Raw genomic sequence first — 25,907 nt, forward strand, 5'->3', positions numbered from 1 at the left:
TAGCCGTTTCTGCTTGCACTGGTTGGTTGGAGAACGTAGTGCTTGTGAGGACGGGAAATAGCCAAGCGGGGTATCAGCTACAACGATTCAGACAGACTATCCGGCAAATACCGGTTCTCCCGTATTAGCGTCCGCATCACCTTCAGCGTGTTCCGCTGCACCGGGACACCCGTTGTCCGGTGCAGCTGAAGCCAGCGCAGAGCAGCCAGTGCCTCGAACAGCTCCAGCTCTGCCGGGCTATAATTGCATTTGGCGGCAAAGGCTGACCGGTAGACGCTGGCATTCCGCTCCGCCAGATACACTCTAAAGAGCAGAATAGACCACGCAATATCATACCTCGGATCGCCATGCTGGACATTGGTCCAGTCGATGATAGTGAACTTCCCGGAAGACTCCAGAACATTGCCCAGATGATAATCGCCATGAATGAGCTGGTGAGCAGTCAGTTTGCCCCGCTCCGCCAGCTCCTGCGCCAGCGATCGGATCTCCGGCTGCTCTGCCCAGGAAGGGAAAAAGTAATCTGCGAAATCATATGCAGGAACCCTCAAGCTGCTGGAAGAATCGATCTCCAGCTTATGTACATCGAGCAGATTGGCTGCTATGGCTGTAAGGCTGTCGGCATTCACCTTCTTAACGGGCATACCATCGAAGCTGGTTAACAGCACCTGATGACCCTCAGCGTCGAGCCCCCAAGCATACGGCCGTGAGACCGCGCATCCCTGCCGGAACAGCTGCTCCAGCACTTGATACTGGATCGAGATGTCCGGCCGGGACTCACGGTTCCAAATTTTCAGCACAAGCTTCGTATCCGGCAGTGTAATTCTATGTACTTCGGCTTCCAACCCGCCCTTCATCTGTGTTACGGCCGCCTCTTCCAGCCTTGCTATTAGGCCTTCACTATCTGCGCCCTGCTCCTGCCAGCGGATACCGTTCAGAATCTTATTCATAATATTGTATTCCCCTTTCGTATGAATGACCAGCCTAAGCCAGTCTTCTAGGCACTTTCCCCAGCATGCTGAATACAATGAGGCAAACAGACAACTCCAGTAAATGAGGGAAGCGAAATGGAACATTGGATCAGAGTAGAACCGAACGTGAAGATCTATGTCAATGATATCAATCCACGAGGCAGTAAAACCATCCTGTTCATTCACGGCTGGCCTGCGAACCACCAGATGTTCGAGTATCAATACAACCAGCTGGTACCTCAAGGGTATCGCTGTATTGGCCTTGACATGAGGGGCTTCGGCAAATCAGATAAACCGCTGGGCCGATACGATTACAACCGTCTCGCTGATGATATCCGCTGCGTAATCGGCGCCTTAGGGCTGAGCAATATTACGCTGGGCGGGCATTCTACCGGCGGGGCTGTCGCGATCCGTTATATGGCACGGCATAAGGGATACGGAGTCTCCAAGCTGGCCCTATTCGCTTCGGCAGCCCCCAGTCTGATTCAGCGGCCGGGCTTCCCTTACGGCACAACCAGAGAAGTTATAGAGCAGATTATTAAGTCAACTTATGAGGACCGGCCAAATATGCTGCAGGATTTCGGCAAGATTTTCTTCTATCACCAAGTCTCTCCGGCGTTCTCGGACTGGTTCTTCCTCTTAGGACTAGAGGCGGCTAGCTGGTCCACTATCGCTGTCTCTGAGGCTTGGCTGCAAGAAGAGCTATTCCTGGATCTCCCCCAAATTCATGTACCTACGCTGATTCTTCACGGCATCCATGATCAGGTCTGCTTGTACCCGCTTGCGGAAGCGCAGCACCAAGGGATCAGGAATTCAGTACTTATTCCGTTTGAGAACAGCGGACACGGATTATTCTATGACGAACGGGAGCGGTTCAACCGTGAGCTGTCGCGGTTCGCCCAGTAGATTATATGCATAACCTGAACAGGACTGCTCCAAAAGCCATGAAATAGCGATTTGGGGCAGCCCTGTGGTTAATGCAGAAATTATACGGCGGCTAGAGGGGATCGCTACAGCTCCAGCGTCTCTCCATAGCCAAGCGCCGAGCCGCGTATTCCCGCCTCTTCCAGCGCCTGAACGAAGGCTCCTACATCCTGGCGGATCGGCGGGAAGGTATTATGGTGAACCGGAAGTACCTGTCTTGCTCCCAGCCATTTCGCCGCGATAAGCGCATGCTCCGGCCCCATGGTGAAATGTCCACCGATGGGCAGGATCGCGAGATCGATGTCATACAGCTCCCCGAACATTTTCAAGTCGCCGAACAGCCCTGTATCCCCTGCATGCAGTACCGTGTGTCCGTCCGCCTCAATAATGAAGCCCGCCGGTGTGCCGCCATAGATACTCTGTCCGTCTTCGAGGGTGATGCTTGAGGTATGGAAAGCATGGATCATCGTCGCCTTGGCGAACCCCAGATCTACCGTTCCACCGATGTTCATGCCAATCGTCTGTGCGCCTTGGGATTCAAGGTAACCCGCCAGCTCCACAATCGCTACAATCGGCACATCATTGCGCTTAGCAATCGGTGCGGCATCCAGCATATGATCCATATGGGCATGCGTCAGCAGCACCGCATCGGTCTTAATCTCCTCTACAGTCGTCACCGCCGCCGGATTACCGCTAATGAACGGGTCGATGATCAGCGATTTGCCGTTGACCTCAATTTGAACACAGGAATGGCCGTGGAAGGTAATTTTCATAGAATTCCTCTCCTCTTCATGATTAGATTTTAATAAGTCCTTAGGAATGAATCGTGCAAAAACCCAAGGTTTACGTTACAATGACACCAAGTTGCTCTACATCCAAATCCAGCAGTGCGATTGACGAATATAACATAAATAATAACGTTCGTTTGTTTTTATGATATATCTATTCCTGCCAGCTGTCAAGAGAGGTGTGAAGAAGTTGCTGTCCGTTGAGAAAACAATGCTGTTTCTGTTATCTAAGGTGGAGCAGATGGGCGCCCAGCAGTTTGTCGAGATCTATGAACACAGGGGGTACACCTCCACCTATATCCGCAATGCCCTATCCCGCTTGAAAAAAGAGGGCTATATCGCATCCCCGGCCCGCTCCTGGTATAACGTCACTGCCGAGGGCCTCGCCTACATTAAGGCAATAAACAGCAAGCCCGCCCGTTACCAGGAGCAGTGGGACCATACCTGGGATGTCGTGATGCTGGAGGTGCCCGAATCCGAGCGCAAGAAGCGTGACCTGTTCCGCTCAGCACTCGGGCAGCTGGGTTATGGGCTTTTATATAACAGTGTGTACATCTCACCGTGGAACTATCAGGACGAAGTCTTAGCCCAGATCCAGAAGCTGGAGCTGGAAGGCAAGGTGTCCATCCTGCAAGGCCAATTTCAGGAAGGCACGATTACACCGCTCAAAGCGCAGACCATCTGGCACCTGGACGACATCGAAGCCTTATACCGGAAGAAAGCAGTCTGGCTGAAGGAAGAGTTCGCTCCGAGATTAGCGGATAGACTTCAGGCGGGGCAACCGTTACAGCTGTTCTTGCTATATTTGCAAATGGGTGAAGAGTTAAGCGGACTGTTCATGGCCGACCCCTATCTCCCGGATGAGCTGCTGCCGGACCACTGGCCGGGCAAACGGGTCCTCTCAGACATGAGAGAATACATGGTTAGAGCCGCTCAGGCGATACCTGCAGATTCGTTCTATGCTCCTTTCGTTCAATAAGGTATGGCAAAGAGCAGCCCGGATGAAGGGCTGCTCTTCGTATATGAACTACTCTTCTAGGCTGCCGGAAGCCAGCAGCTCCCGAACCGCTTCCTTATTCGTAAGCGGAGTCCGGCAAGCAAAGTTGCGGCAGACATAGGCAGTTGCTTCGCCGCGGATGGCCGGTTTGTCAGCCAGATGCGGCAGCAGACGGAGCATCTCTCCGCTGTCCCCTTCCCAGTTGACGATGAGCGCTGCGTCCGGCAGATAGGTCTGCTGGACCTGAGCGAGCATGGCGTGCAGTGCGGGATCTTCTTTTTTGCCGGAGAGGACCCATTCTCTGCCCCCGGAGACCATCCCCAGATGGGCCTGCAAATACATCGCATACCCCGGCGGATACTCTGATGCAGCGGAAGCAAGCACCGCAGCGGTGCGCTCCGCGATCTCTTTTAACTCCATATCCTGAGTAATAACTGACAGCTTCCATAAGAGCTTCGCCGCCACCGAATTCCCGGACGGAATCGCCCCGTCATACAATTCCTTCGAGCGGACCGGCAGCTTCTCCCCGTCATGACCCGTGAAGAAGAAGCCGCCGCCATCCGTATCTTGGAACAGCTCCAAGAGTCCGTCCTTCAGCACCAGCGCCCGTTCCAGATAGACCGCATGACCTGTAGCTTCATATAATTCGCTGAAGCCCCAGATCAGGAAAGCATAGTCATCCACATACGCCGGAATCGCTGACTCCCCGTCACGGTAACGGGCCAGCAGCCGTCCATCTTCACGCCTCAGCTTGTCCCAGATAAAGTCCGCTGCACGTTCGGCGGCCTTGGCATATTCCGGCTTCTGGAGGGCTTTGGCCCCCAGGGCCAGCGCAGCAATCATCAGTCCGTTCCACGAGGTCAGCACCTTGTCATCCTTAAGCGGATGAATGCGCTGCTCCCGGTACTCGAACAGCTTCGTACGCCATTCCTCCATCCGGGTCCGCAGACCAAGCGGATTCATGCCCATACGCTCCGCAATCTCTTCCGGCAGACCGTGAAGGAGATTCGGAATATTTTCCCCTTCGAAGTTGCCCTCCGGCGTAATCCCGTAAACATTGCAGTAGGAATGCATATCCTCCAGCCCCAAAGCTTCCTCAATCTCCTCGCGGGAGAAGACATAGAATTTCCCTTCCACCCCTTCGGAATCCGCATCCTCTGCGGAGTAGAAGGCACCTTCCGGCGAAGTCATATCGCGCAGCACATACGTGAAGATCTGCTCGGCAATCTCCGCATACAGCGGCTTCCCCTTAAGCTGGAAGGCTTCCAGATAGACGTTAGCCAGGAGAGCGTTGTCGTAGAGCATTTTCTCAAAATGCGGCACCAGCCACTCCCGGTCGGTCGAATACCGCGCGAAGCCGAAGCCCACATGGTCGTACATGCCGCCCTTATACATCGACTCCAGCGTATGCTCCACCATCCGCAGCGCTTCCGGCTGATCATGCAGCTGGCTATACGCCAGCAGGAAGGACAGATTATGCGGCGAAGGGAACTTCGGCGCATTGCCGAACCCGCCGTATTCCTCATCGAACTGCCGCCGGTACAGCTCATACGCCTCATGCAGCAGCTCCGCTCCGGGAATACCGCCCGAAGTTTCAGGATTGTACGCATTCTTGTGATCCAGCGTGTGCAGCTCAGCCAGCAGATCATCGCCCAGCTTATCCAGCGCTTCGCCATCCTGCTCCCACTTCGCATGAATCTGCTCAAGCACCTCCATCAGCCCGATCCGCCCGAACATCTGCCGCTTCGGAAAGTACGTCCCGGCATAGAACGGCTTCTTCTCCGGCGTCAACAGCACCGTCAGCGGCCATCCCCCGCTCCCCGTCAGCGCCTGACACACCGACATATACAGCGCATCAATATCCGGCCGCTCCTCGCGGTCTACTTTGATGGCTACGTAGTGATTGTTGAGGAGCTGTGCGACCTCTGTGTCTTCGAATGATTCGCGTTCCATTACGTGGCACCAGTGACAAGTCGAATAGCCGACTGATAAGAAGATTGGCTTGTTCTCCGCCTGCGCTTTGGCAAAAGCCTCCTCTCCCCATGGATACCAATCCACGGGGTTGTGGGCGTGTTGTAATAGATATGAGGACTTTTCATTTGTCAATCGATTAGGCTGCCGGCTTTCTTCAATCTTCATTTGTGTAACCTCCTTAAGCAGGATGTACCATTCTTAGTATTACCCAATAGAAGAGAGAAGACACTAACGAGAGTTAGTGTCTTTTTATGCGAAAAGTTAATAAAGCTAATTTATACTATTCAAACAATAACCGCATAGAAGATACATTAGGAGAAATTATTCTTCCATCCCAAGGACCAGTAATCCCTAACTCCTTTGGTGTAATTTTTTGATAGCCACCTTCCATACCTTGTATCTCAATATTGTATTGTTCATCAATTGATATAATAGCAGATAAAGGTTCACTATGTAATACAATATCTTTCATATATGGATATTTGTCGTGAATTTCACTGGAGTGGCAAAAATGTTCAAATTCTGGACCAAACCATTTATAAGATATTGAGTTAAGGGTAAAATAATAAGTTTCGTTAATTTTTTCTATTGAATCTGTATGGTCGTGACCATTAACACAAAGTAATATTTTCTTCCCATTAGCCGTTGCTTGATTAATGATACTTTGTACTTCTTCTCGGTTTGATACACCACGTTTTCTAAAGCTGTTTTCTAAGCTGTGATGTGAAAATATAACTATAGGTAGCAAGCTTTCTGAAATTTCTCGCTGTAGCCAAATTAATTCAAAATCAGGTATTGATGGATATATACCATCTGTTACTTCATAATTACGCTTATGATATACTTCAAATTCATTACCGTATCGAATAAAAGCTGCATCAAGCACTATAAACTTTATATTTCCACATTCAAATGAATAGTATGAGTGTTCCATACCAAGCCAATTTATAACATCTTTTTTAGTATACAGGTCAGTATCATGATTGCCTATTACGTGGTAATGTGGCTTTTCAAAACCATTAAATATTGATAGCAATTCTTCATTATTATGGCATGGATGACAGAAATCCCCAAGCTCAATTATAAAATCCACCTCTGCTTCACGTGCCCTTGTTATAAAACTATTTAATCTTTCTAACCCATCTGGAATAACATCATGATGTAAATCTGTAAAAAGTGCAAATTTTATAATACCCATTAGATTACCTACCTCCTTTAAATATTCAGATTACATAAGTAATTTTTCGTTCGCAAGTATTTAGTAAGGGACCGGAAATTCATGATCATTAGGGTTCCGACTACATCGACATAAACCTATAAATCGAAATCACTGATCTTCCATTGTCCGTCTTTCATCCGATTAATTGTAAAATGATTTGTCATTACTTTATCAAGTATTGCTTGATTTTCTTGAAAATATTGTTGATTTCGTTGTACAGTTTCCACAATCATTTCATCTTCACCAACAGCTTTAACAGAGATTGATTTTAGATCATATATTTGTTTAAAACTGTGATGAGTTCCAAGAAGTTTGGCAACTTTCAAATTCAAATTGTTACTTGTAACTAAGGAATTCTTTATCTTAATCTCATCCCCCTGTTCAACTTGAAGCAAGAAGCGTTCAACTGCGTTTTGAGCAATACTAGACGCTGTGCCTAATCGCGCTTCTTTTATACTTGGGTCCCATTCCATTGCCAACCCTGATACTTCTGCAATGAGTTGAAGTGGAATATAAGTTGTTCCATTGTGAATCTCAGCCCCAACTGCAAGTTTCCGCTGTTTACCATTAAGATATACAGTGGTATCCCCTGGCTTAAACCGAATTTCCTTACTTACCATTTTCCCTATGATTTCGTGTGTTTTCTGGTTCTCTACTACTTTGAACCCCAATCTTTCAAGTAAATCGCGATAGGGTACCAATACAACTCCACTTTTCACAATAGGCAGGTTAGAGAGTTTAAATAACTCTCCATTAATACGCATTGAAGCTTTCCTCAGACCTATTTTAAACATGCCTATATTATCTGTGATTCCGATTAAGTCGCCCTCATTGTTCACAAGTAATTCAGTGAGGGTCAGCCCTGAATTATTACGTAATAAACAGAACATCTCATTTCCCATCTCGTCTAGTCCATAAATATTACCGTTACTATCCGAAAAAAACACATGTCCTTTAGAATTCGCAACAATATTTTCAGGTGGTCCATATTTCCTCAATTTATAGCTCCATTTTATTTTCCCCGATAAATTTTTTGCGATTAGAATTGCACCTTCACCAGCTTCATAAGAGCCACCTTTCCATTGATTGGTATCATCATTATTTGTGAATGAGCTTTGTAAATTCCCCGCTATTTTCTCGCTATTAACCGGTTTGCCTTGATCATCCAATAAAATCATCTTATTGCCTATTTCAACAATGAGATATCCGTTTAAATCAGAAAAATAAATATTGTCTACATTTGTTGTTGTGCCCAAAAGACGATCCTCCGAAACCAAAACATCTGTTTCATACGTCCAATTTTTCTTTCCGGTTTTATTGTAAGAAACTATTCCTGTTTGTTCCAATACAATTATATTCTCATTATTATCCAACCAATAAATTTCTGAGAAAGGACTATTAGGTTTTACAAAGTTTAGAGTTGCCCGAACTGTTTCATCTGAATTGTATATTTTTATATATCCATGCTGAGTAATAGTTCTTGGTTCTTCATCTATAATCTGAAGGGTGCTTGTTTGATCATAAAATGTAGAAATAAGCGTCCCCTTCGTAGTGCGAGATACATTTGCCCGTTCGTCAAAAAACATCCAGTTTCTCTTTCCCTCTCCATCAACTGCTGTATAAATGTCATTAAAGTCCTTATAATAAACCATATTGTCCGAAAATTTATCAAAGCTAAATTGGTGTGCACTGCGAATCGTCCATTTCCATTCATATGTACCGTTGGTCAGAAAATTCAACGATGTGTTTGTCTTCTCTCCAGAACTATCATAAAATGTTACCGGGGGTACGATACTCTGTTCCTTTGTTAAATATTTTGATTGCTGGCTGGCTTCTGAAATTCCCATCTCTGAAAAACTAATAAATATCATGCAAAAAATAAGCAATCCTATTACTTTCCTCATAAACAATCGTCCCTTCAAAATGCATCTTATTCCATCCTATAAAGGATAGCATAAATCTATTAGTCAATAGTATATTTTGTACTTTATTGTCATGTTTTGTTTTATTGGATGTTTCAAAGGTTTACACTAGCGAATAATTCGCTAAGATATGCTTGCGATGGAGGTGTTTGATATGTATCAACATATCCGGGATTTACGCGAAGATAAGGATTTGACGCAAACTCAAATGGCGGAGTTTTTGCAATGCAGCCAGCGGATTATAGTAATTATGAACGCGGTGATGTCGATATTCCCACAGCGATTCTGATCAAGCTGGCAGATTTTCATATGACGAGTACTGACTATTTACTTAACCAAACGAACCAAAAGAAACCTTACTCCAAAAGTTAAACTAATCTTCGTAAGCGCCATAAACTATGTTTATAGCGCTTACGAAAAACTCCGGAGGACTTAATTAAATGAAAAAACTTCTGTTTATTATATCTGTTTGCTTTCTTTTATTAGGATGTTCAAATACCAAAGCTACAAGCAACAATAATTTGTCCAATAGCGATCCCGTGACTTGGCTCACAATTGATGGAAACAAATACTTTTATACAACTACTTATGACCAGATGGATGAGACCACACTGGTAGATACGGGAAACGTAACTGATACGGAAGACGGAATTCAACTTGGTCTTAAAATCTACAAAAGCAATGTCTTCGAAGACCGTTATTTCATAAAAAGCCAAGACTATGAAAACGTATGGCGGGAATATAAATTACGCGATTAACAATGTCTCCCATTTGATTTAAGCCAGCCAATAATATAATCGAATCTTTCTTCCGTTAATCCATGACTGCCTTGAAATCTTTTGTGTTGCAAATTATGTAGAGCTTTCTGTTCTAGATAGGCTGGACTGGCTTTTTCAACAATATATGCAGCATCTCTTGAATATTTATCATCATCCGCAGATACAATAAGCAGTCGTCTTGGTGCAATACAAGATACTAAATCATATATATCGTATTTACTGTGGAAGTTCGGAATTACACTCGCCATCTCGATCCCAACATTGTTACTGATTCGATTTGCATAAGTACACGCACTGCCGCTTGCACAGCTAAAAGCTATTCGTTCATCTAACGCAGATAGAAATAGAACAGTATTACCTCCATATGAATGTCCAAGTGTGCCAATACACTCATTGTCAACAAAAGAGAGATTAGAAAGCAATGTTATACCATTCATAGCATCATCTATCACTTTTTTCATCAAACAATCGCCTTGTATTATACGGTAGCACATTTCATTATAATGTTGCCAAAAGTCAGCGTCGCCTGAGAGAGGTTCAATTCCGTGTGCATTTGTACGTCTGTCCTCAAAGCATATGGAGTCAGGAGCTAACACAACAAATCCCTTTTTGACCAATTCCGGTCCGAAAGCTTGCAACGGATTTCCTGCTAATCCACACACTTCGCTCTTTCCAAAATGATGCTCCCTATTATGCTGGTGATGGATGAGAATCGCTGGGTTTTTATCAAGTACTTCCGGAAGCAAAAGATAGGCAATAACTTTGTCTCCGTAAGAATCATATTCAATTAATTTCCTTGTATATCCATCTTCCTTCGTTGAATCCAGTATTCTATATTCGATATTAGTTATGGGATTAGGAGATGTTATTCCAATGGCTTCTGCTATTTCATTTCTTAAATTCGCTATGTTACTCACCTCTTTCATAAATACAGCTCGCTGGGTTGAATACGGTGCTGACCGGTGTGCAATAGCTCTGGCAAACGCCCTACGCGCTCAGCCAAGCGGGAGAGTTGTTGCTCATGAAAATAAGATAAGCCCGTATGAATCCGGTCCTGGAAAGGTTCAAGCCATCTCGCTTCCAAGCTGTCTGGGCCGAAATACACTCCGAGCAGCGAGCCTGCTGTTGCTCCGAAGCTGTCGGTATCATTGCCTTGCATGACCTGCTTGCATATTCCGTCTCCGGTATTCTCAGCAAATCGAAAGGTATTTATCAAGGTGCCGATTTCCTGATATACCTGGCAGTGGGAATGATTCGCGTACTTCTGATGAATGTCCTGATAAGCGTCCAGCCAGTTATCTGCATCCCCTACGATCTGCAGGCAATCCGCAGTAATCTCATAGAACCGGCTCCTTCTAGGGACGAATTGCAGTGCAGTACTTATTATTTCAAGCGGATCGCGCAGCACATGTGCGGCGGCAATTGCAGCGGCAATGAACATCGTGGCATAAATTCCTGTCCGGCGGTGTGTAAAACTGGCATCACGCCAAGCCAGCTCGGCCGCAAGCGCAGGTTGACCGGGGCAGGCATAGCCGTAAGTATCTGCACGAATTGCCGCACCGCATAATTCTGTACCTTGCACCAGGAAGTCGGGCCAAGATTCCATCTCAGAATGATTGAATAATTCCTGGTCATGCTCTAGATAGCTTATCCCCGACCGAACCAGGATGGCCCTCTCCGGTCCCCAGGTTGTACTTATCGGAAGATGATTGATCCATAAATCTCTTAGGTTTCTTTTCGTAAAACCCTTACCGAATTGCTCTAACGCCATCATTCCCATTAAGGTGTAGTTGATATCATCGTCAGGTGCCACATAGCGAATCCGCCCCCGCGTCGTCTCGAACCAGGACCAATGGCGACGATCCAAAGCATGGAGAGCTTTTTCAGAAATATAATCATTCAGCGGCCATTCCCCTATAGCGGTTAACGCTTGACGTAATTCTGGCAACGTGGGATTGACCTCGATCGGCTTGCCCAGCATTGAACCACAGACTGAAGCGAGGAAGCCTGCCTCTACACGCTTGGCACTGTCCTTCAGATTCAATACTCCGATCTGGCCTAGAGGTCTATCCGGGTCGCATTCCCGCCATATCTCCTGCAAATCGTCCGGCTCATAGTAAGGCCAGTTGTCCCGCATTGGAATATCAGCCAAGCTATGGGCGAATTCCAGATAAGCATCGTAGCTTGAGGGAAGCTGTTCCAATCGGGCTAAATAACCGGAGGTTTGATGTCCCTGTGCAAATTTATTACGCAGAATCCCCTCTAATTGATGTTTCAGAAACGTTAGTGATGGCAGCATGTTGTCTCTCCTTTATTCTGATTATCACAAAACCCCAACAACTTAGAAAAATAAACAGATTTCAAAAGTTCACTGTTTATCGCTTGAATCTCCTTAATAAATTCCATAATTCTAGTTCTTATCTCATTTATAAATTCACTTTTGTGTACTCTATTTCCTAGTAGTTCGAGTCGATTTACGAGCAATTCAGAGCTTTTAAATTTCATTTTTTCGGTCTTCCCTTATCCTTTCTAATGCTCTTTTGGCTGCTATTTTCCCATTATGCATTCCGTTTTTGGAGATCTTCACCAGCTTTTCCTTAGCTGGTATATAAGTATGAAATCCAATAATCTCACATGCTCTTTCTTGAACAAACATATCTTCATCGTCTAGATATTTTATGATGGAATTAAGATTTCCTTTTGGCGTTAATGCCATAATCGAAAAAATATACTGACAGCGAATATCATCGCTTATAAGTTGGTCAGAGCTTATCATTCGATTCAACTCGTCAATACAAGCGAGGTCTTCATTCATTTCAGTTTGACTAACTTCAAATTCTGCTGGATAGTCTTTATTCAAATCATGCCAATCCAGATCAGGATATTCTTCGATTTTCGTTATAAATGAACGTATACTTCTAAAGGCCGGAGATACATCCGTTTCCTCATGATCGATATAACATATCCTGTATTTGCATGTGCCTTGTACGTACAAGCCAATATAGTTTGAATGATCGTCACTCCACAAAGGAATCATATCCCGATAAGCCTCTATTTTGGACAAATAATCAACTAATTCAACAATTTCGTCAGCTTCCATTAATCTCAAAAAGTAGTTTTGATCCTTTTGTTTCTCCTTGTGCAGCTCCAACTCCTCAACTAATGCAACAGGCAATGTGAGGCCAAGTCTGTGAATAAGATCTGTAAGCATGCGACTACTCCTCATAAAATAGTTTTTCACAACCTAGTGTCACTTTATGATTGACTTTTGTGGTACTTTTTCAGAATGAGATAGTTCATAACTCACCACTAACTACTAAATGTGCAATTACCTCTTCAATCCGCTTACGACTGCATTCGTCTAGTTCCATTCCCCTTCAACCCATTCTTCAGCTTCAATCCATATCGAATACTTCATTTCATTCACCCTAGCCTCTCCCCATTCTGCCTCACAAAACAAACACAACCGCAATCACCAAATACGAATACCGCACATTCTTTCTCAACATTATGTATATCGTTCCGTAAAGTAGTGACATGAAGAACGCATAAACGCCCGTTGCCCCGCCCTGGAGCAGAATGTGGATCAGGCCCCAAGTGAGTGCGAGGAACATCCCTCCGTAGGGCAGCCCGTCTCTTTTGAAGAGCGTTTCACCGAATTTCTGTCCAAAAGCAATCGTCAGCAGGATCAGCGCAGCTTCGAACAAGTAATAGATATTCTGAAAAACGAACCTCACCGCATCCTTGTATTCCTGAACCGGCTTAAACCCCTCCCATACGATAGTTGTAGCTGCAATGGCGATCACCGACACCACCACCGCGAGCAACCATTCCTTCACGTCCGGCGCTGCGTGCAAGTTCATCATGTCAAAATCGTATTTGCGCTTGGAGAGCCTGATCAGGAATAGGGCCATGCTTCCCCATAGCAAGCAGGTTAGTCCCCAATGGATACAATGATGAATGAGCGTGTATTCAGAGCTTCTAACTCCCAGGATCGAAGGCAACAGCATAGATAACACGATCTCAAGTCCAAACCCTGCAAACGCATACAATGCTAAAGCCAGATAATCGCTTGCTCCAATTTTTTTCTCTCCCTAACTGTGTTTCCCATCTTCCGCACCTCCAGTTTACATTAATCCTCATACTTACTCATAATCCTCCGCACATATGCCTTAAACCCGCTACGGATCTCGGGCGGCCCCAGCACTTCACATTTATCTCCAAAAGCGAGCAGCCGGTCATAGCCATAGTCATTCGCAATAATGGGATACTTGGCCCAGCAGTGGTGTTCATCCACCCGCAGAATATGGTCAGCGCCGAACCGTTCAATCACGCGATCCATGACGGAGCGGTCCAGCCGGATCGTAACCTCCAGCCAGCCCTGACTTAGCCAATCTCCTCCGTCCATGGGAAGAGGGGTGAACGCTCTCGGAACGAACTGCTCCTTCGTCACCTGGAGACCACTCATCCTGGCCAGCTTGAAGACCCGGTAGTCCTGCTTATCCAGACAATAGGCTTGCAGGTACCAGCTGTTCTCCTTGAAAACCACCTGATACGGCTCCACCCGCCGTTCACTAATCTGCCCCCGCGCATCCGTATACGCAAAAGCCAGCACAGCGTGCTCATTCATCGCCGTCTCAATCATCCCGAATAGAGTGCGCAGCGACTCGTTCCCTTGATTCAAGGACAGATCCATGACGAACGGCGCATTCGGCTGGCGCTCTGCGTTGTCCGGGTAGAGAGCGTTCAGCTTCTCCGCTGCATACACCATTTCCCTTCTCCCAAAAAGCTGCTTGTAGCTCTGCATCCCATTCTGCAGGTTCTGAATTTCTTGCGGGGTGAACAAGGTTTTGCCCACTTTGTAGGATTTCATCAAGCCGATACCGCCCCATGCTCCCATGAGCGTATAGATCGGCAGGCCGGCTCTGTTCAGCGTATCAATATCGCGGTAAATCGTTCGTCTGCTGACTTCGAGACGCTCTGCTAACTCGCGCGCACTAATCTGCTCATGCTCCAGCAGGATCATAATGAGCGCAATCAAGCGATCCATTTTCATTCTAACCACCTCTAATCAAGTATGCCATACAGATGTCACAGTTGGTAGATTATGCTTGCTTGGAATACACAAATCCCACGATCCAGGAGGTACATTGTCATGATTTCGACCAGAATTGAAACGAAAGAAGCATTCCGCATCATCGGGTACAAGACGGCTATAAGTGAAGGCGAGGCGGTGCACGATCCGGCGTATTCTCCGCTCAAAACGGCTTTTTTCAAAAGCACGCTGGAGAACGGCTCCATGGCCTCTCTGCTTCCCTTGTCTGAGAGTCCCTACGGCTTCGCCGCGATTGCTCAGGAGGATGGGAAGATCCTGTATGTTGCAGGCGTTCAGTCGTTGGGGCCCGAGCCGGATGCTGCGGGTGAAGTGCTTTTTCCGGGAGGAGAGTATTTAGTATTGTCGGGTCAGGGCGGGTTGTCGCGTCTTGCGTTTGACCGGCTGGAGGATGAGGCATTCGGTGCCATCCTGAACGATAATTATGAGTACGTGTATACCGGACACCCAATTGCGGAGGTACTGACCAATGGCAATCCTATGGATGCCGAAGTTGAAGTATGGGTGCCGGTGAAGAAGCGGAAGGCAGATTGAGGACTCCACTAAGTGGAAATAACGTTAGGCTGTAGGTAAAAGCAACTTCGTTGCGTTGTAGCGCGTTAGATCAGCTTGTACTCAAAATTTGAGGTGTGGCTGATCTAGCGCTCAACTATTAATTAAGTGTTGCGGCTTTCACGCTGACCAGCCCAGTACGTTAAGGTGCAGGCATATAGGATGATAAAGGCAATAATGCTTAGGACAACGGGGATAACAAAATTAATGTGAAGCAGAGAGATCATATTTAGCTGCACGACGGATAACAGGATAACGAACAAGAAGCTTGCTGTAATCATAAAATTGGACCAGGCACGGCGGTAAGATACGTCTTCTCTAACCTGCTGCTTCCCTCTGCGCATTCTCCAATATTCATAAATGAACAGAAGTGTCCCTAACACCTGCATCATCGCAGGTATAAACACGATACTATAAGATTTATCTACATAGCGGTCTACAGTCCAACTGCTGTCGAAATGGACAGGTAGCTGGTCAGGAATCAAATCGTAGTTGCGCAGCACTGTTACAATACTAACCATAATAATAACAGCATGAATAAGGAACCATTGAACCGATAGTCCGACATTTCCTTTCCGAAATGCAGATTTCATCTCCATGACCGATGATTCGGGAGCAGGAGGCAGCATAGACAGTACGCTTTTCATTTTCGAATGATACCTAATGTTAATGACCAGAGAGATTACGAGCATGGCGAGTGCATAGGTAATAATGATCCAACTGACTTGCCTCGAATGTTCATCACTGTAGATTAAGCATAGGATGCCAACAATGAACAGGATGGTATGTAAAAAAGCACTAATCCTGGCATACGACTTCCGCATCTGGCGCAGCTGCTCACTGTAGAATTGTACAGCACTGACGGTGACTCCAAAACTAATCGTCTCTTTTGTTAAATACGGCATACTCACAATGAGTACAATGGAAGGTACAAATACTAAGATAAATATTATAACAGGCAGGATCGTTATATCACTCACCTCAATCTAATGGATATTATTTCACATAATTCTCGAAAGCGATCTTATACTCAGCATATTTTGCGGGATTACTTTTTTCGTATATTTTCAAATAAGCGGGCTCCCGAAAATCTATATCATTTACATCAAAATTGATGCTCTTGATATCTCCGTTCTCATTATCTTCGGTTTTATAGGGTTGGATGATTTCACCCTCCTGTTTCAATTCCATGGCTAACCTCTGAGCCCATCCATCGAATAAGTAAGCAGAGAATGAAATATGATCATAGCCGATAAATTTATACACTTCATTAATAGACGACGTCCTGCCATAATTCTCGTATAGGTCGCTTGAATATATGGCTACATATCTGTAAGGTGTATCAATAAATACGCCCATGTATTCAAATGCACTATCTCTATTGGCGGATGAAAATACAGGCAATTTGAAGTCTTCGCCGATATAGCCAGGATCTCTTTTTCCTTCATTGATCGCCTTCATAATTTGATCATTAGTTAAGCTATAGATATATCCGTAACCCGATTTTACTGTTGCTGCTATTATATCTTGATCTATTATTGTCAATGAATCTTCTTTCCTACTTGTGTTAGTTCTACTTATTCCAGTACTACTTGTGTTAGGCATATCAATAGAAGTTGAAGCTGACTTATTGATACTCGAAATTGTACTTCCTTTCTCAACTAAATCAAACTTCGATAATCCATAAAATATTACTACATTTACTGTTAAGGAAACTGTCAATAAAATAAATAAAATCTTAACCTTCATTATGTATGCCACCCTCAATTTCCGCGTAATGCAATAACCCTACCATATTATGGGGTACGTGTCACTTCCCCGCACCCCGCACCCTCAGAGCAAATCACTAACCGAAATCTGATACAATGTATCATCTGCACAGAACAGCACGCGGTCTTCCCGGAAATCTTGCGACTTTAGTTCAAGCGGCACGGATTTTTCATTCAGAAACTTTACCTTATGCCCTTTGGTCAAGCTGGATTGTTCAAGCTTCTTGATAACATATTCTCCGTGTTTGCCGTAACCGCCATCGAACAGGAAGTGATAACCATCCGTGCAGAACCCGGCCGAACCGGAAATCTCAGGATTCATAAACGTAACCTTGGGCTGACTGGGTCCGCCTGAGATGCAGCCGAGTAAAAAGTCCGTATAATAATTAAACCAGACCTGCTCTTCACGGACAACATTCAAAGCATAACAATCGGCAATATTAGACACATGATCTTCGTACAATTTGTTTCCATGCTCATCCCAGGCCACAAGGCCGTGTTCACCGACAGGCTGATCCCACCCGTTATTCCCGAACACGCCTTCGTCAAAATAACTGGTCCAGATGGTTCCTTTCTCCGTCACCTGAACATTCTGAATCCCATCTCCAAGCAGGAACTCACGAACGATACGTCCTGTATAATCACATACTTTGGCGTTCAGATCATATTTACCTGCACCATAATACGAGCAGCGTGCTCCAACCAGCAGCAGATGTCTGCGGAGCGGCTGAACATAATGATAATTAAAATGCTGATCCGGAAATGTAATTTCATCGATGTAATGTTGACTTTCTACCATCAAAACCTTGTAGGTATGCGGTTCCTTCAATGCCGGTTGGACGAACATTCCTCGTTTCCGTTCCGGGATCTGGTTAATCAGCAGGACATATATGCAGCCATCTCCACCTAATTGAGCTGAGACGATCTCGAACCCCTGGGTATGCACCGAAATATCAGCAAAAGGCTGCAGCGTCACTGTTTTATGAAACATGCCAATTCCTCCTTAAAGAGCTGATGTTAAACCAACCTCTGTTCTTTACCGTATTATGTCAGAGTAGATGGAACCAGAACATGGCGGAAGTATGGCGAAGCTTAGGAACATACGAAAAAGACACTAACATGAAGTTAGGGGTTGAAGTTCAGGTGGGATGGGTTAGTTTGGGGCAAGTAGCGCTACTATCGGGTTATTGAATTAATAAGTTTAGGTAAGCATTGATTTCCCAATCCGTAGACATGGGATCGTTTTGTTCAACAATTCCGTACTAAACCTTTCCTTTTCTTCTTGGGTGCTTAAAATCCTCATAAGTTCCTCAAGTGTTATATAATTAGAGACGGTTGATTTCATATATTTTTGTCGCGATATGCCGCGATAGCAATTCTAATATCATCTTTGTCACTCGTGGCCGCCCGCTCCGCTTGCTCATACTCTTCCACATGCTCCGTCATGAGCATCTTTGTCTTCCACCGCTCGTTACCATCTAGCTTACTCATAAATACTTCCTCTTAATGGTACAGCCATTAATCAGCATTACCGCCACGCCTGCCGCCCTGTGTGCCATCTTGCGGCCCTGTATCTAGTTGTACGTTGCGCTCCCACATCTCAATGACTGCGACTTTCTCAATGGGCTTGCCTGCATCCCACTCTATATACTTTTCTCAGCTAAAACTTTAAAACCCCTGATGATCTCCGTTGGTCGCCGTCCGCTTAACCTCCCCAGCTCCCGGATCGAGGGCATACGTTTAAAATGGTATTTAAACTGGACGATGATCCGCAGCAGCTTACGCGGGGTATCATCAAGCATACTGCCGCTCCGGTACCGGAATCCACGACAGAATATTGGCGGCCAGGAATACCCGGGGTGCGCCGGTGGTCAGACATGTGGCCTGGATACGGCCGTCCCAAATCCCACGTACCTCAATCTTCCGCTGCGTAATCTTGCACGCTTTGTCCAGATATATGATTTCAATAGTCTGACCGCTGCTCATTCTCATGGCTGATCGCCTCCGATATAACAGGAACGTTTGTTTGTATTACAACCAAACAAACGTTTATGCCTATCTTCCCATAATTATGTACTTTTAATGTCTTCAATCTATATATCCCATATATAAGAAATTATGTTTAGACAGGTACTACATCCCTTATTATCATTAAATCACTATAAGACAAAAGCGGTAGAAAACAAATATGTCAAAAAAAATCAAAATTTTAGCATCCACTCTAGCAATTGCTCTATTATTTGCTTTAGTCAGCACAATCACCACTCATTCACCAACCTACGCTTACTCAGGCGGCCTACTAAATGGTTTAGCTATCAATTTAGGTTCTGATTTGGATGACACGCAAAGTACTGTTAATCAAGCTACAGATAATAATGATACCTACCCTTCTTCGCCTTCCGTAACAGTTCAAAAAGCAGGCACACAAAACGATACACTCTGGTATAAGTTTAGCAGTCCAGTTAACATTAGTAGTTATAAATTGATCTGCAATGACGACACTTATTTCCGTGTTAAATTTTACGATAATAGTAAAAATGTTTTATTCGATAATGCTGCAGTTGTAAATGGTAATCTAACTAACACACCTATTAATGATGTGTCCTATGTTGCTCTTGTGAATGAAGGGAAAAATTATGATATAAAAGTTTTTGAGTTCGATGTATTCTCCAATATGGTTTCTCCAGCTGCAACTGCAATCGCTACTCCAACTCCCGATACTTCTTCAGGAATGCATTCTATTTTAACAATCACTTTGGATAATGGGTTTGAAAAAGAATTTGACATTCCTATGTCTGAATTAAATGAATTTCTGTCATGGTATGATTCGTCTTCTGGATCTAGTCGGTATGGTATTGATAAACACGATAATAACAAAGGTCCATTTTTTAAACGAACAGAATACGTAATACATGATAAGATCTTAACCTTTGAAGTAAGTGAGTATACAGCAACCGAATAAGTAGTCCCAATACTTACCTCCTCTATCCAAAGTAGCCAAGAGCTATAATTGGATGAGGAGTTTTTTATGTTCACTTCATCTACGCCATTACAGACTCTAAGTTTAAACGCATCATTTTATAATTAATATAGAGACATCCTTATTTGGAGGTTGATTATATGTGTGGACGATTTACTATAACAGTTACCCTGGAAGAACTGATTACACATTACCTGATCGATGACAGCAAAATAGCCGTTCTAAAACCTAACTATAATGTAGCACCAATGCATAATATCCCTGCTGTGATCGCCACAGACGAAGCGAAACGCCTTGGGGAGCTTCGCTGGGGATTGGTGCCGGTATGGGCCAAGGATGAGAAGATAGGCAACAAGATGATTAATGCCCGGTCGGAAACAGTAGGTGAAAAGCCCGCCTTTAAACGCTTAGTGAAATCCAAGCGCTGTATTATTCCTGCTGATGGTTTCTATGAATGGAAAAAGGACGGGAGCAGCAAACAGCCATATAGAATCCTCATGAGTGATGGCGGCCTCTTCTCCTTTGCCGGATTGTATGACACCTGGGAAGATCCGGAGGGAAAGAAACTCAGTACCTGCACCATCATCACCACTACTCCGAACAGTTTGATGGAGGATATTCATGACCGCATGCCAGTCATTCTCCGGCCGGAGGATGAGGCTGATTGGCTGGGGAGGGACAATAACGATGTTGAAGCCTTATTAAGACTGCTGAAGCTTTATGATTCATCCAAGATGAGGGCTTATAAAGTTCCAACAGCTGTCGGCAATGTACGTAACAATTCTAAGGATTTACTTGAAGAATCATATTAACTTATCTGACAGATTTAATGAATGGTAGGTAATTTTTTATGACAGAATGCCTTTTTCTAAGCATTAAAAAAGAGCAATAGGGATGCGACGCCCTATTGCTCAGAATCCAGAAAATTCTATGTTGCTGTTACTGGCTGATTAGTAAGACCTTTGATTACCGTATCTAGTTCAACTGAATCTATCTGTGCAATCAAATAGTCACCGTCAACTCCTTTTTCTCCTGGTTTACCAACAACGCCTGTAGTACCTACAGCACCAGTATTTCCGTCACTTCCATCGCCTTGACAATGTGGGGAAGCCTCATCGCCGCCGCCGCCAGAACCACCTACGCCTCCCGGTCCGGCAGGTCCTCCTGGTCCACCTACGCCTCCAGAAATCAGAAATCTAAATTTCTGACCTATTGAATTAGAGTTCTCAGACACCGACAGTATATTGATTGTGCCGCCTTTTCCGCCTTGTCCACCGTTTCCGCCTGCTCCTCCAGTTCCACCTGTGCCCCCATCTCCCCCATCTCCCGCTCCACTGAGACACGTAACTAGGTTTTGTTTAGCATCTCTCCCCGGCCCCCCATGTCCTCCTTTACCTCCCTGTTGTCCCATACCTCCAGCCCCGCCGACCTGACCTTGAAAATCAACTATTACTCCGCTTCCTGGAACCTTTCCAATAATTAAGGTTAAATTCGGCGCAGTTGCTCCCATTACTCCCGATACTCCTGTTTGACCAGTTACGCCACCCTCGCCATTTTCACCGCGGCCATTCCCGTCTGCTCCTGACGGAGCCTGCCCACTTGAAGGAGATTGTGCTGGTGCAGAATCACGTTCCCAAATTATTTTCCCTGGATTATATATCTCCGAGCCCCATATTGATGACATGTGCAACGGTAATAATCATAAAAATAGATATCTTCTTAGCTACGCCGATATAACCTTTCATAGAGCGTAGCTCCCCAATAATCCAGACGGCGGCTCATCCGGTTACAAAATCAACAATGACTAGCACAAGCAGCGCTTGTAACATAACGGTCCACCCTCCCCATAAGTAGCCTACAGTTGCCCCAGCAGTTGCAGCTATTGCTTTTACCATGTGAACCTTGTCATCCATTCTCCCCCGACCTCTCTATGAGTTCTCCCTAATAATAAGTAGCCCCCAAACCATAAAATACAATTAAAGGGCAAAATAAAAACGCCTAAATCGGCGCTGTGATAATTTATTCTTTCTACGTTGATTCTTTAGCCGTTTCTACAGGTCCTTGATCTTCCTTCGGCTGCATCGCGGCCAGTATATCGCCGATATTCTGATCAACCTGCTGCAAAATACCAAGCTGCCGCCCTGGAAAGAACTCCATTATTGTAATGGTAGCTTCAGTAATTTCTTCAGTCGGTCTTGTGAGGCTAATGGATAACTCAAGTTTCTTTATCACTACCACCTGTTTTCCTCATTCCAAGCATGAGTAAAAACCCCTCCAAAATTGGAGAGGCTTTCTTATGACTATAATGTAATTGATTAAGGATACTCCGGTACTACGGTTTATTGGCTGAGTGCTTCTATTTGTGAATCTAGCTTGATGAGTTGTTGTCGAAGCGCGGCAAGATCAGCTTTAAGTTCTTCCAAATATTCACTAGTGTCAGTAAATGCTTCTTGCCATTGGGGAACCATGGGAGAGTTTGGATTTTTCTCTATTTGAATTTTCCATTTATCCACCTGATTTTTCTTGTAACTATCAATGAAGCTTTCTGTTGTTAGAATCTGAGATTCCATTTCATCGCGCTCAATCTTTAACATTTCTAAGCGATCATTCAACCCAGCCTTATCTGATACAGATGTCGATGAAGATAGGCTGTCTAAAGAAATACCATGAACTCCCCCGAATAGAAGAGCACTCGAAAAGATGATAATTAAAATTTTGTTCATTTAATATTCTCCAAAGGGTATGTTTTTTTGCAGCGCCTTGATTTGAGCATCTAAATCAGAAAGTTGTTGTTGGAGTGTGTTCAGTTCAGCTTTAAGTTGTTCAAGCATAACCATTCTTTCCTTTTTCGTGTTCTCCCATTGCGACACTGAGTCTTCCATAATTATTTTTTTCTCTTCTACTATCACCCCCGCTCCTATCGCAGTTGCCACAGCACGTACAGGAGCCTAAGCTGAACCTTTTATAACTACAGCATCAGCTACCTTTACCCCCGCCTTTTCAATTGTAAAGAGACCTTGTACTTTCTGACCGATAAGTCCTGATGAGGCAGCAAAAGCAGAAACCCCACCAAACAATAACGCGCCTGTGATAAACCCAGATATAAACTTGTTCAAGGTAAGCACTCCCTTTTGGGATATGTTTCCTCTATTATCGTCATAAAGATCGAAAAGTTTTAAATATTTTATGATACCCGCCTTCTCCTCCAAATATTCTGAATATAGTATACATTTTTTCCATGATGTCTGTTTGCTCCCTTTTGAAACTTGTATCCGACTGTTATTTCCTAAGTCAGAATTTCCTTTGTCTCCATTCCCTTGCCTGGCCTGCGAGTTCAGTTGATAATAAGAACAAGCCATATTCCCTCACGAATAGGAGCAGTGTATGTATGAACGATATCAATCTTAACGATGAAACAATCCTGACATTATCCGAAGCAGCACAGAAGTGGGATATAAGTGTTTCAAGGGTACGACAAAAAATCAAGGACTTTCCATCAGGTACCGCCCGAAAGTTTAGATCGCAATGGATCGTCCTTGAAGTTGGAAAGAAGAGATTGATGAGCACCACGAAAACGTTAAACGCGGGCTGCCTGTATTGGATAAATTTAATGTGAGCGATAAAGTTATTAACTATATGATCGAGAATAGTATCAAAGTTAGTAAAACATAGACTACGGTCAATTATTTTAGCCAAAAACGAGCCTCCGCATCATCTGCCCCTTTCAGTAAGCGCTTGATTGGATCGCAAAAGCATATTTCTTTTCCTGCTTCTCCCAGAATGCATTGATGATAAAACCTCTAAATTCCTTTTTATCTTGTTCATAGTAAGAGCTTAAGGAAGAAGCGATGTTCGTTTCTAAATTGAAACTATACACGCCTTTCTTTATAACATAGGGAACGTCGGTTATTAATTTGGATGTATATAAATAATCTCCATTAGCATCAAGTAATCCATCGCTTATGGAAAGTGTGTCAGGCGGATTCGATCCAAAATCAATTGAAATCTCTTCGCCATTTTTCAAATATTGAATGTCTGAAGGATTCTCTTCCTCAAACGCAAAGGAAAACGGTGAAGCTGTCTGATCGGATAAAGAGGCCTTTGGATCACTATTTAGAGTCGCATATTTAATATTTTCTTTTCCGCCAAGAATGGTAACGGTACTCTTAGGACTACTATCACAAGCGGTAAGTGCCACAAGTAATGAACATAAAAGCATACTCAATATTATTTTTGTACAGCGATTAATAAGGATCATCTCCCTCTCTATAATTAACGCCAATGTCTGCCTGCCAGAATCATGGACAATACGCAGCTAAGCGAAGCCAGCCCCATCCACAGCAATACGGAATAGGACATCCATACACTAATCATAGTGTAATTGTAATTTACCAAAAAAGGCCAGCCCAGCATAAATATTAGCAACAGCGCTCTGATTAGAAGCGTAATACGCGCCTTGATCTTTTGATGGCGAATGACCTTCTCTTCCATGGTGTATGTGCTTCTCCCTCCCGCCAACCGAATGAGCTTAAACACAATACCAATCACAGTGAACACAACTAACAACGAAGCTATCCCGTCCATTAGGATATAGGTGTCGTCATACTTGAAGGCCTTCATCGGCTTCCCTTGCATCTGGTTATAGATATTCTGGGCAATCAGCGCAGGTGCGGTAGAGTTAAGATTAGCCAGTACGAACACCCCCTCCTTCCGCGCTGGATCAATGATCGCCTGGGAAGAATAATTTGGGTTGCTGCCGCTATGACGGATTACCCGCGTCTCCGGGTCTTGGCTCCAGCCGAAGGCATAGAGTAAGTCTTCACTTTCATGTCCCGCTGTTCGGAGGTCAGGCTCATGCGATTGCTGAATGGCCTTCTGCAGATCATCCGGGATCGCGCTGCTTCCCATCTGGGCGTTGACCCAGTGCTGTAAATCGTTCAGACTCGTCACCAGATAACCTGCGGCTATATTTCCGTAGTATCTAGGGGCATCGTAAGCCATGCTTTTGCCAAAAAACACCCGATACCCCTGCGCAAGCTGCTCCGGCTTCCGTTCCTGTCCTGTCGAGAAATAACTGTCGTTCATCCCCAGCGGCTTCAAAATGTGCTCCGTCACATAATCCTGATAGCTCATCCCTGTAACTTGTTCAATAATTGCTGCCAGAATATCGTAATTCACTGTTGCGTACTGATAGGCACTGCCCGGCTGGGTATCCAGCGCTAGACTGGACATCGTATGTATGGTCGCTGCAAGCTGCTCTTTACCTGAACCTTCAGGGATCAGGCGGATGCTCCAGGACGGAATTCCGCTGGTATGTGCGAGTAGCTGGTTAATCGTGATCTCAACCTTCTCCCCCTTGTAGGCCGGAGCAAACTCTGGCAGATATTGCGAGACATCATCGGTATAAGCCAAGTCCCCTTGATTTTGCAGCATACTCACAGCCAGAGCCGTGAATGCCTTAGTCGTTGAGCCTAGCTCAAAAAGTGACTCCGCCGTAACCGGCCTTCTCTGCTCCTTATCGGCATTGCCGTAGGTTTTGAATTCGGTCTTACCGTGACTGGCGGATAGAATCGCTATACCTGGAGTCGCTGTCTTGTCCATGATGCTCTGCACCATAACGGACTCATTGTCAACCTTCCCTGAGGCCAAAAGAGTTCCAATCTCATGCCAACATGCAGCCGTAGCAAGGATCACGATCAGCAGCACCGCTATGCCTTTCAGCAGTATTTCTTTTCTCCAAGTTGTTCTCTTCATCGTTATGCTCCTTCAAGTTGGGTCATCTGGATCAATTTACACTTATCTAGTATGACGGCTTGCAGCAGCCCTTCCCTGCACGATTGGTGATTTCAACAACAAAGAACCGAAGTTGACTATCCCCCGGTTATTTGCTGTAACTATGTTATTAGTAAGAGCAACGCATGA

General features: G+C 44.8%; 29 protein-coding genes. 7 read left to right on the plus strand and 22 right to left on the minus strand.

Translation table 11 applies throughout. The features are described from left to right. Positions 1-77: 77 nt before the first annotated feature. Positions 78-947, minus strand: a complete 870-nt coding sequence (locus tag NYE24_RS06820) for an aminoglycoside phosphotransferase family protein (RefSeq protein WP_342478329.1) — start codon at positions 945-947, stop codon at positions 78-80. Between the two features lie 117 nt (positions 948-1,064). Here NYE24_RS06820 and NYE24_RS06825 point away from each other — a divergent pair, with 117 nt between their 5' ends. Further along, positions 1,065-1,874 (plus strand): alpha/beta hydrolase, encoded by an 810-nt coding sequence (locus tag NYE24_RS06825; RefSeq protein WP_342478330.1) that lies wholly within the window; start codon positions 1,065-1,067, stop codon positions 1,872-1,874. Between the two features lie 104 nt (positions 1,875-1,978). On the opposite strand, the gene NYE24_RS06830 is transcribed toward NYE24_RS06825, so the two are convergent. Beyond that, positions 1,979-2,665 (minus strand): metal-dependent hydrolase, encoded by a 687-nt coding sequence (locus tag NYE24_RS06830; protein ID WP_036701172.1) that lies wholly within the window; start codon positions 2,663-2,665, stop codon positions 1,979-1,981. A gap of 196 nt (positions 2,666-2,861) precedes the next feature. Between NYE24_RS06830 and NYE24_RS06835 the strand changes: the two genes are divergently transcribed. Then, complete coding sequence (locus NYE24_RS06835; protein ID WP_162174501.1) at positions 2,862-3,659, plus strand: PaaX family transcriptional regulator C-terminal domain-containing protein; 798 nt, start codon at positions 2,862-2,864, stop codon at positions 3,657-3,659. Positions 3,660-3,707: 48 nt separating this feature from the next. On the opposite strand, the gene NYE24_RS06840 is transcribed toward NYE24_RS06835, so the two are convergent. The 3 genes from NYE24_RS06840 to NYE24_RS06850 all read right to left on the minus strand — a co-directional run bounded on the left by NYE24_RS06840 (position 3,708) and on the right by NYE24_RS06850 (position 8,774). Continuing rightward, on the minus strand, positions 3,708-5,816 hold the full coding sequence (locus NYE24_RS06840; RefSeq protein ID WP_342478331.1) for a thioredoxin domain-containing protein: 2,109 nt from the start codon (positions 5,814-5,816) through the stop codon (positions 3,708-3,710). A 115-nt stretch (positions 5,817-5,931) separates the two neighbouring features. Further along, positions 5,932-6,849: a metallophosphoesterase gene (locus NYE24_RS06845; protein ID WP_342478332.1), complete on the minus strand. Its 918-nt coding sequence runs from the start codon at positions 6,847-6,849 to the stop codon at positions 5,932-5,934. 116 nt (positions 6,850-6,965) lie between these two features. Then, positions 6,966-8,774 carry a copper amine oxidase N-terminal domain-containing protein gene (locus tag NYE24_RS06850; RefSeq protein WP_342478333.1) on the minus strand — a complete coding sequence of 603 codons (1,809 nt, stop codon included), beginning with the start codon at positions 8,772-8,774 and terminating at the stop codon, positions 6,966-6,968. Between the two features lie 458 nt (positions 8,775-9,232). Here NYE24_RS06850 and NYE24_RS06855 point away from each other — a divergent pair, with 458 nt between their 5' ends. Next, positions 9,233-9,550, plus strand: a complete 318-nt coding sequence (locus tag NYE24_RS06855; protein WP_036701166.1) for a hypothetical protein — start codon at positions 9,233-9,235, stop codon at positions 9,548-9,550. Here NYE24_RS06855 and NYE24_RS06860 read toward each other — a convergent pair. The 5 genes from NYE24_RS06860 to NYE24_RS06880 form a co-directional block, all read right to left on the minus strand. Continuing rightward, positions 9,547-10,497 carry a prolyl oligopeptidase family serine peptidase gene (locus tag NYE24_RS06860; RefSeq protein WP_036701164.1) on the minus strand — a complete coding sequence of 317 codons (951 nt, stop codon included), beginning with the start codon at positions 10,495-10,497 and terminating at the stop codon, positions 9,547-9,549. The two genes, NYE24_RS06855 and NYE24_RS06860, sit on opposite strands and share 4 nt — an antisense overlap. After that, entirely contained in the window at positions 10,494-11,870 is a 1,377-nt protein-coding gene (locus NYE24_RS06865; protein WP_342478334.1) for an ADP-ribosylglycohydrolase family protein, read from the minus strand. The genes NYE24_RS06860 and NYE24_RS06865 overlap by 4 nt, the downstream gene beginning before the upstream one ends. A gap of 195 nt (positions 11,871-12,065) precedes the next feature. Beyond that, positions 12,066-12,782 carry an SMI1/KNR4 family protein gene (locus NYE24_RS06870; RefSeq protein WP_076160385.1) on the minus strand — a complete coding sequence of 239 codons (717 nt, stop codon included), beginning with the start codon at positions 12,780-12,782 and terminating at the stop codon, positions 12,066-12,068. Between the two features lie 238 nt (positions 12,783-13,020). Then, the gene (locus tag NYE24_RS06875; protein WP_342478335.1) at positions 13,021-13,623 is read right to left on the minus strand and encodes a hypothetical protein; all 603 of its coding nucleotides are present in this window, start codon (positions 13,621-13,623) and stop codon (positions 13,021-13,023) included. A gap of 80 nt (positions 13,624-13,703) precedes the next feature. Beyond that, positions 13,704-14,621, minus strand: a complete 918-nt coding sequence (locus NYE24_RS06880) for a YafY family protein (RefSeq protein WP_342478336.1) — start codon at positions 14,619-14,621, stop codon at positions 13,704-13,706. 105 nt (positions 14,622-14,726) lie between these two features. Between NYE24_RS06880 and NYE24_RS06885 the strand changes: the two genes are divergently transcribed. Further along, the gene (locus tag NYE24_RS06885) at positions 14,727-15,218 is read left to right on the plus strand and encodes an effector binding domain-containing protein (RefSeq protein WP_076160390.1); all 492 of its coding nucleotides are present in this window, start codon (positions 14,727-14,729) and stop codon (positions 15,216-15,218) included. Positions 15,219-15,340: 122 nt separating this feature from the next. Here the strand turns inward: NYE24_RS06885 and NYE24_RS06890 are convergent, their stop codons facing one another. The 5 genes from NYE24_RS06890 to NYE24_RS06910 all read right to left on the minus strand — a co-directional run bounded on the left by NYE24_RS06890 (position 15,341) and on the right by NYE24_RS06910 (position 18,997). Next, entirely contained in the window at positions 15,341-16,141 is an 801-nt protein-coding gene (locus NYE24_RS06890; protein WP_083678094.1) for a DUF1648 domain-containing protein, read from the minus strand. 91 nt (positions 16,142-16,232) lie between these two features. Next, a complete protein-coding gene (locus tag NYE24_RS06895) occupies positions 16,233-16,985 on the minus strand; it encodes a hypothetical protein (RefSeq protein WP_076160394.1) in 753 nt (250 codons plus the stop codon). Positions 16,986-17,069: 84 nt separating this feature from the next. Further along, positions 17,070-17,996 (minus strand): hypothetical protein, encoded by a 927-nt coding sequence (locus NYE24_RS06900; RefSeq protein ID WP_342478337.1) that lies wholly within the window; start codon positions 17,994-17,996, stop codon positions 17,070-17,072. Between the two features lie 350 nt (positions 17,997-18,346). Further along, positions 18,347-18,496: a hypothetical protein gene (locus NYE24_RS06905; protein ID WP_156949748.1), complete on the minus strand. Its 150-nt coding sequence runs from the start codon at positions 18,494-18,496 to the stop codon at positions 18,347-18,349. A gap of 303 nt (positions 18,497-18,799) precedes the next feature. Next, positions 18,800-18,997 carry a hypothetical protein gene (locus NYE24_RS06910; RefSeq protein WP_342478338.1) on the minus strand — a complete coding sequence of 66 codons (198 nt, stop codon included), beginning with the start codon at positions 18,995-18,997 and terminating at the stop codon, positions 18,800-18,802. Positions 18,998-19,193: 196 nt separating this feature from the next. Here NYE24_RS06910 and NYE24_RS06915 point away from each other — a divergent pair, with 196 nt between their 5' ends. Further along, entirely contained in the window at positions 19,194-19,967 is a 774-nt protein-coding gene (locus tag NYE24_RS06915) for a hypothetical protein (RefSeq protein WP_342478339.1), read from the plus strand. 158 nt (positions 19,968-20,125) lie between these two features. Then, positions 20,126-20,797, plus strand: coding sequence for an SOS response-associated peptidase (locus NYE24_RS06920; RefSeq protein WP_342478340.1), 672 nt, complete (start codon positions 20,126-20,128; stop codon positions 20,795-20,797). A 116-nt stretch (positions 20,798-20,913) separates the two neighbouring features. Here NYE24_RS06920 and NYE24_RS06925 read toward each other — a convergent pair whose 3' ends face one another. From NYE24_RS06925 to NYE24_RS06945, 5 genes are all read right to left on the minus strand, one after another. Then, positions 20,914-21,495 carry a hypothetical protein gene (locus NYE24_RS06925; RefSeq protein ID WP_342478341.1) on the minus strand — a complete coding sequence of 194 codons (582 nt, stop codon included), beginning with the start codon at positions 21,493-21,495 and terminating at the stop codon, positions 20,914-20,916. A gap of 518 nt (positions 21,496-22,013) precedes the next feature. Next, complete coding sequence (locus NYE24_RS06930; protein WP_342478342.1) at positions 22,014-22,223, minus strand: hypothetical protein; 210 nt, start codon at positions 22,221-22,223, stop codon at positions 22,014-22,016. A gap of 101 nt (positions 22,224-22,324) precedes the next feature. Then, positions 22,325-22,708: a hypothetical protein gene (locus NYE24_RS06935; RefSeq protein ID WP_341025670.1), complete on the minus strand. Its 384-nt coding sequence runs from the start codon at positions 22,706-22,708 to the stop codon at positions 22,325-22,327. After that, a complete protein-coding gene (locus NYE24_RS06940; protein WP_342478343.1) occupies positions 22,709-22,918 on the minus strand; it encodes a hypothetical protein in 210 nt (69 codons plus the stop codon). Between the two features lie 15 nt (positions 22,919-22,933). Beyond that, positions 22,934-23,344 (minus strand): hypothetical protein, encoded by a 411-nt coding sequence (locus tag NYE24_RS06945; protein WP_341025673.1) that lies wholly within the window; start codon positions 23,342-23,344, stop codon positions 22,934-22,936. 29 nt (positions 23,345-23,373) lie between these two features. On the opposite strand from NYE24_RS06945, the gene NYE24_RS06950 reads away from it, so the two are divergent. Beyond that, a complete protein-coding gene (locus NYE24_RS06950; protein WP_342478344.1) occupies positions 23,374-23,601 on the plus strand; it encodes a helix-turn-helix domain-containing protein in 228 nt (75 codons plus the stop codon). Positions 23,602-23,709: 108 nt separating this feature from the next. On the opposite strand, the gene NYE24_RS06955 is transcribed toward NYE24_RS06950, so the two are convergent. After that, positions 23,710-24,210 carry a hypothetical protein gene (locus NYE24_RS06955; RefSeq protein ID WP_342478345.1) on the minus strand — a complete coding sequence of 167 codons (501 nt, stop codon included), beginning with the start codon at positions 24,208-24,210 and terminating at the stop codon, positions 23,710-23,712. 47 nt (positions 24,211-24,257) lie between these two features. Continuing rightward, positions 24,258-25,739 carry a serine hydrolase domain-containing protein gene (locus NYE24_RS06960; RefSeq protein ID WP_342478346.1) on the minus strand — a complete coding sequence of 494 codons (1,482 nt, stop codon included), beginning with the start codon at positions 25,737-25,739 and terminating at the stop codon, positions 24,258-24,260. Positions 25,740-25,907 lie beyond the last annotated feature (168 nt).

Origin of the sequence: Paenibacillus sp. FSL H7-0350, from assembly GCF_038593195.1 — a bacterium.
Lineage (GTDB): Bacteria > Bacillota > Bacilli > Paenibacillales > Paenibacillaceae > Paenibacillus_AQ.

Coding starts and splice junctions, on each gene's coding strand:
- NYE24_RS06820 (WP_342478329.1), bottom strand. CDS start 947: ATGAATAAGATTCTGAACGGTATCCGCTGGCAGGAGCAGGGCGCAGAT.
- NYE24_RS06825 (WP_342478330.1), top strand. CDS start 1,065: ATGGAACATTGGATCAGAGTAGAACCGAACGTGAAGATCTATGTCAAT.
- NYE24_RS06830 (WP_036701172.1), bottom strand. CDS start 2,665: ATGAAAATTACCTTCCACGGCCATTCCTGTGTTCAAATTGAGGTCAAC.
- NYE24_RS06840 (WP_342478331.1), bottom strand. CDS start 5,816: ATGAAGATTGAAGAAAGCCGGCAGCCTAATCGATTGACAAATGAAAAG.
- NYE24_RS06845 (WP_342478332.1), bottom strand. CDS start 6,849: ATGGGTATTATAAAATTTGCACTTTTTACAGATTTACATCATGATGTT.
- NYE24_RS06850 (WP_342478333.1), bottom strand. CDS start 8,774: ATGAGGAAAGTAATAGGATTGCTTATTTTTTGCATGATATTTATTAGT.
- NYE24_RS06855 (WP_036701166.1), top strand. CDS start 9,233: ATGAAAAAACTTCTGTTTATTATATCTGTTTGCTTTCTTTTATTAGGA.
- NYE24_RS06860 (WP_036701164.1), bottom strand. CDS start 10,497: ATGAAAGAGGTGAGTAACATAGCGAATTTAAGAAATGAAATAGCAGAA.
- NYE24_RS06865 (WP_342478334.1), bottom strand. CDS start 11,870: ATGCTGCCATCACTAACGTTTCTGAAACATCAATTAGAGGGGATTCTG.
- NYE24_RS06870 (WP_076160385.1), bottom strand. CDS start 12,782: ATGCTTACAGATCTTATTCACAGACTTGGCCTCACATTGCCTGTTGCA.
- NYE24_RS06880 (WP_342478336.1), bottom strand. CDS start 14,621: ATGGATCGCTTGATTGCGCTCATTATGATCCTGCTGGAGCATGAGCAG.
- NYE24_RS06885 (WP_076160390.1), top strand. CDS start 14,727: ATGATTTCGACCAGAATTGAAACGAAAGAAGCATTCCGCATCATCGGG.
- NYE24_RS06890 (WP_083678094.1), bottom strand. CDS start 16,141: ATGCCGTATTTAACAAAAGAGACGATTAGTTTTGGAGTCACCGTCAGT.
- NYE24_RS06895 (WP_076160394.1), bottom strand. CDS start 16,985: ATGAAGGTTAAGATTTTATTTATTTTATTGACAGTTTCCTTAACAGTA.
- NYE24_RS06900 (WP_342478337.1), bottom strand. CDS start 17,996: ATGTTTCATAAAACAGTGACGCTGCAGCCTTTTGCTGATATTTCGGTG.
- NYE24_RS06905 (WP_156949748.1), bottom strand. CDS start 18,496: ATGAGTAAGCTAGATGGTAACGAGCGGTGGAAGACAAAGATGCTCATG.
- NYE24_RS06910 (WP_342478338.1), bottom strand. CDS start 18,997: ATGAGAATGAGCAGCGGTCAGACTATTGAAATCATATATCTGGACAAA.
- NYE24_RS06915 (WP_342478339.1), top strand. CDS start 19,194: ATGTCAAAAAAAATCAAAATTTTAGCATCCACTCTAGCAATTGCTCTA.
- NYE24_RS06920 (WP_342478340.1), top strand. CDS start 20,126: ATGTGTGGACGATTTACTATAACAGTTACCCTGGAAGAACTGATTACA.
- NYE24_RS06925 (WP_342478341.1), bottom strand. CDS start 21,495: ATGGGAGCAACTGCGCCGAATTTAACCTTAATTATTGGAAAGGTTCCA.
- NYE24_RS06935 (WP_341025670.1), bottom strand. CDS start 22,708: ATGAACAAAATTTTAATTATCATCTTTTCGAGTGCTCTTCTATTCGGG.
- NYE24_RS06945 (WP_341025673.1), bottom strand. CDS start 23,344: ATGGCTTGTTCTTATTATCAACTGAACTCGCAGGCCAGGCAAGGGAAT.
- NYE24_RS06950 (WP_342478344.1), top strand. CDS start 23,374: ATGAACGATATCAATCTTAACGATGAAACAATCCTGACATTATCCGAA.
- NYE24_RS06960 (WP_342478346.1), bottom strand. CDS start 25,739: ATGAAGAGAACAACTTGGAGAAAAGAAATACTGCTGAAAGGCATAGCG.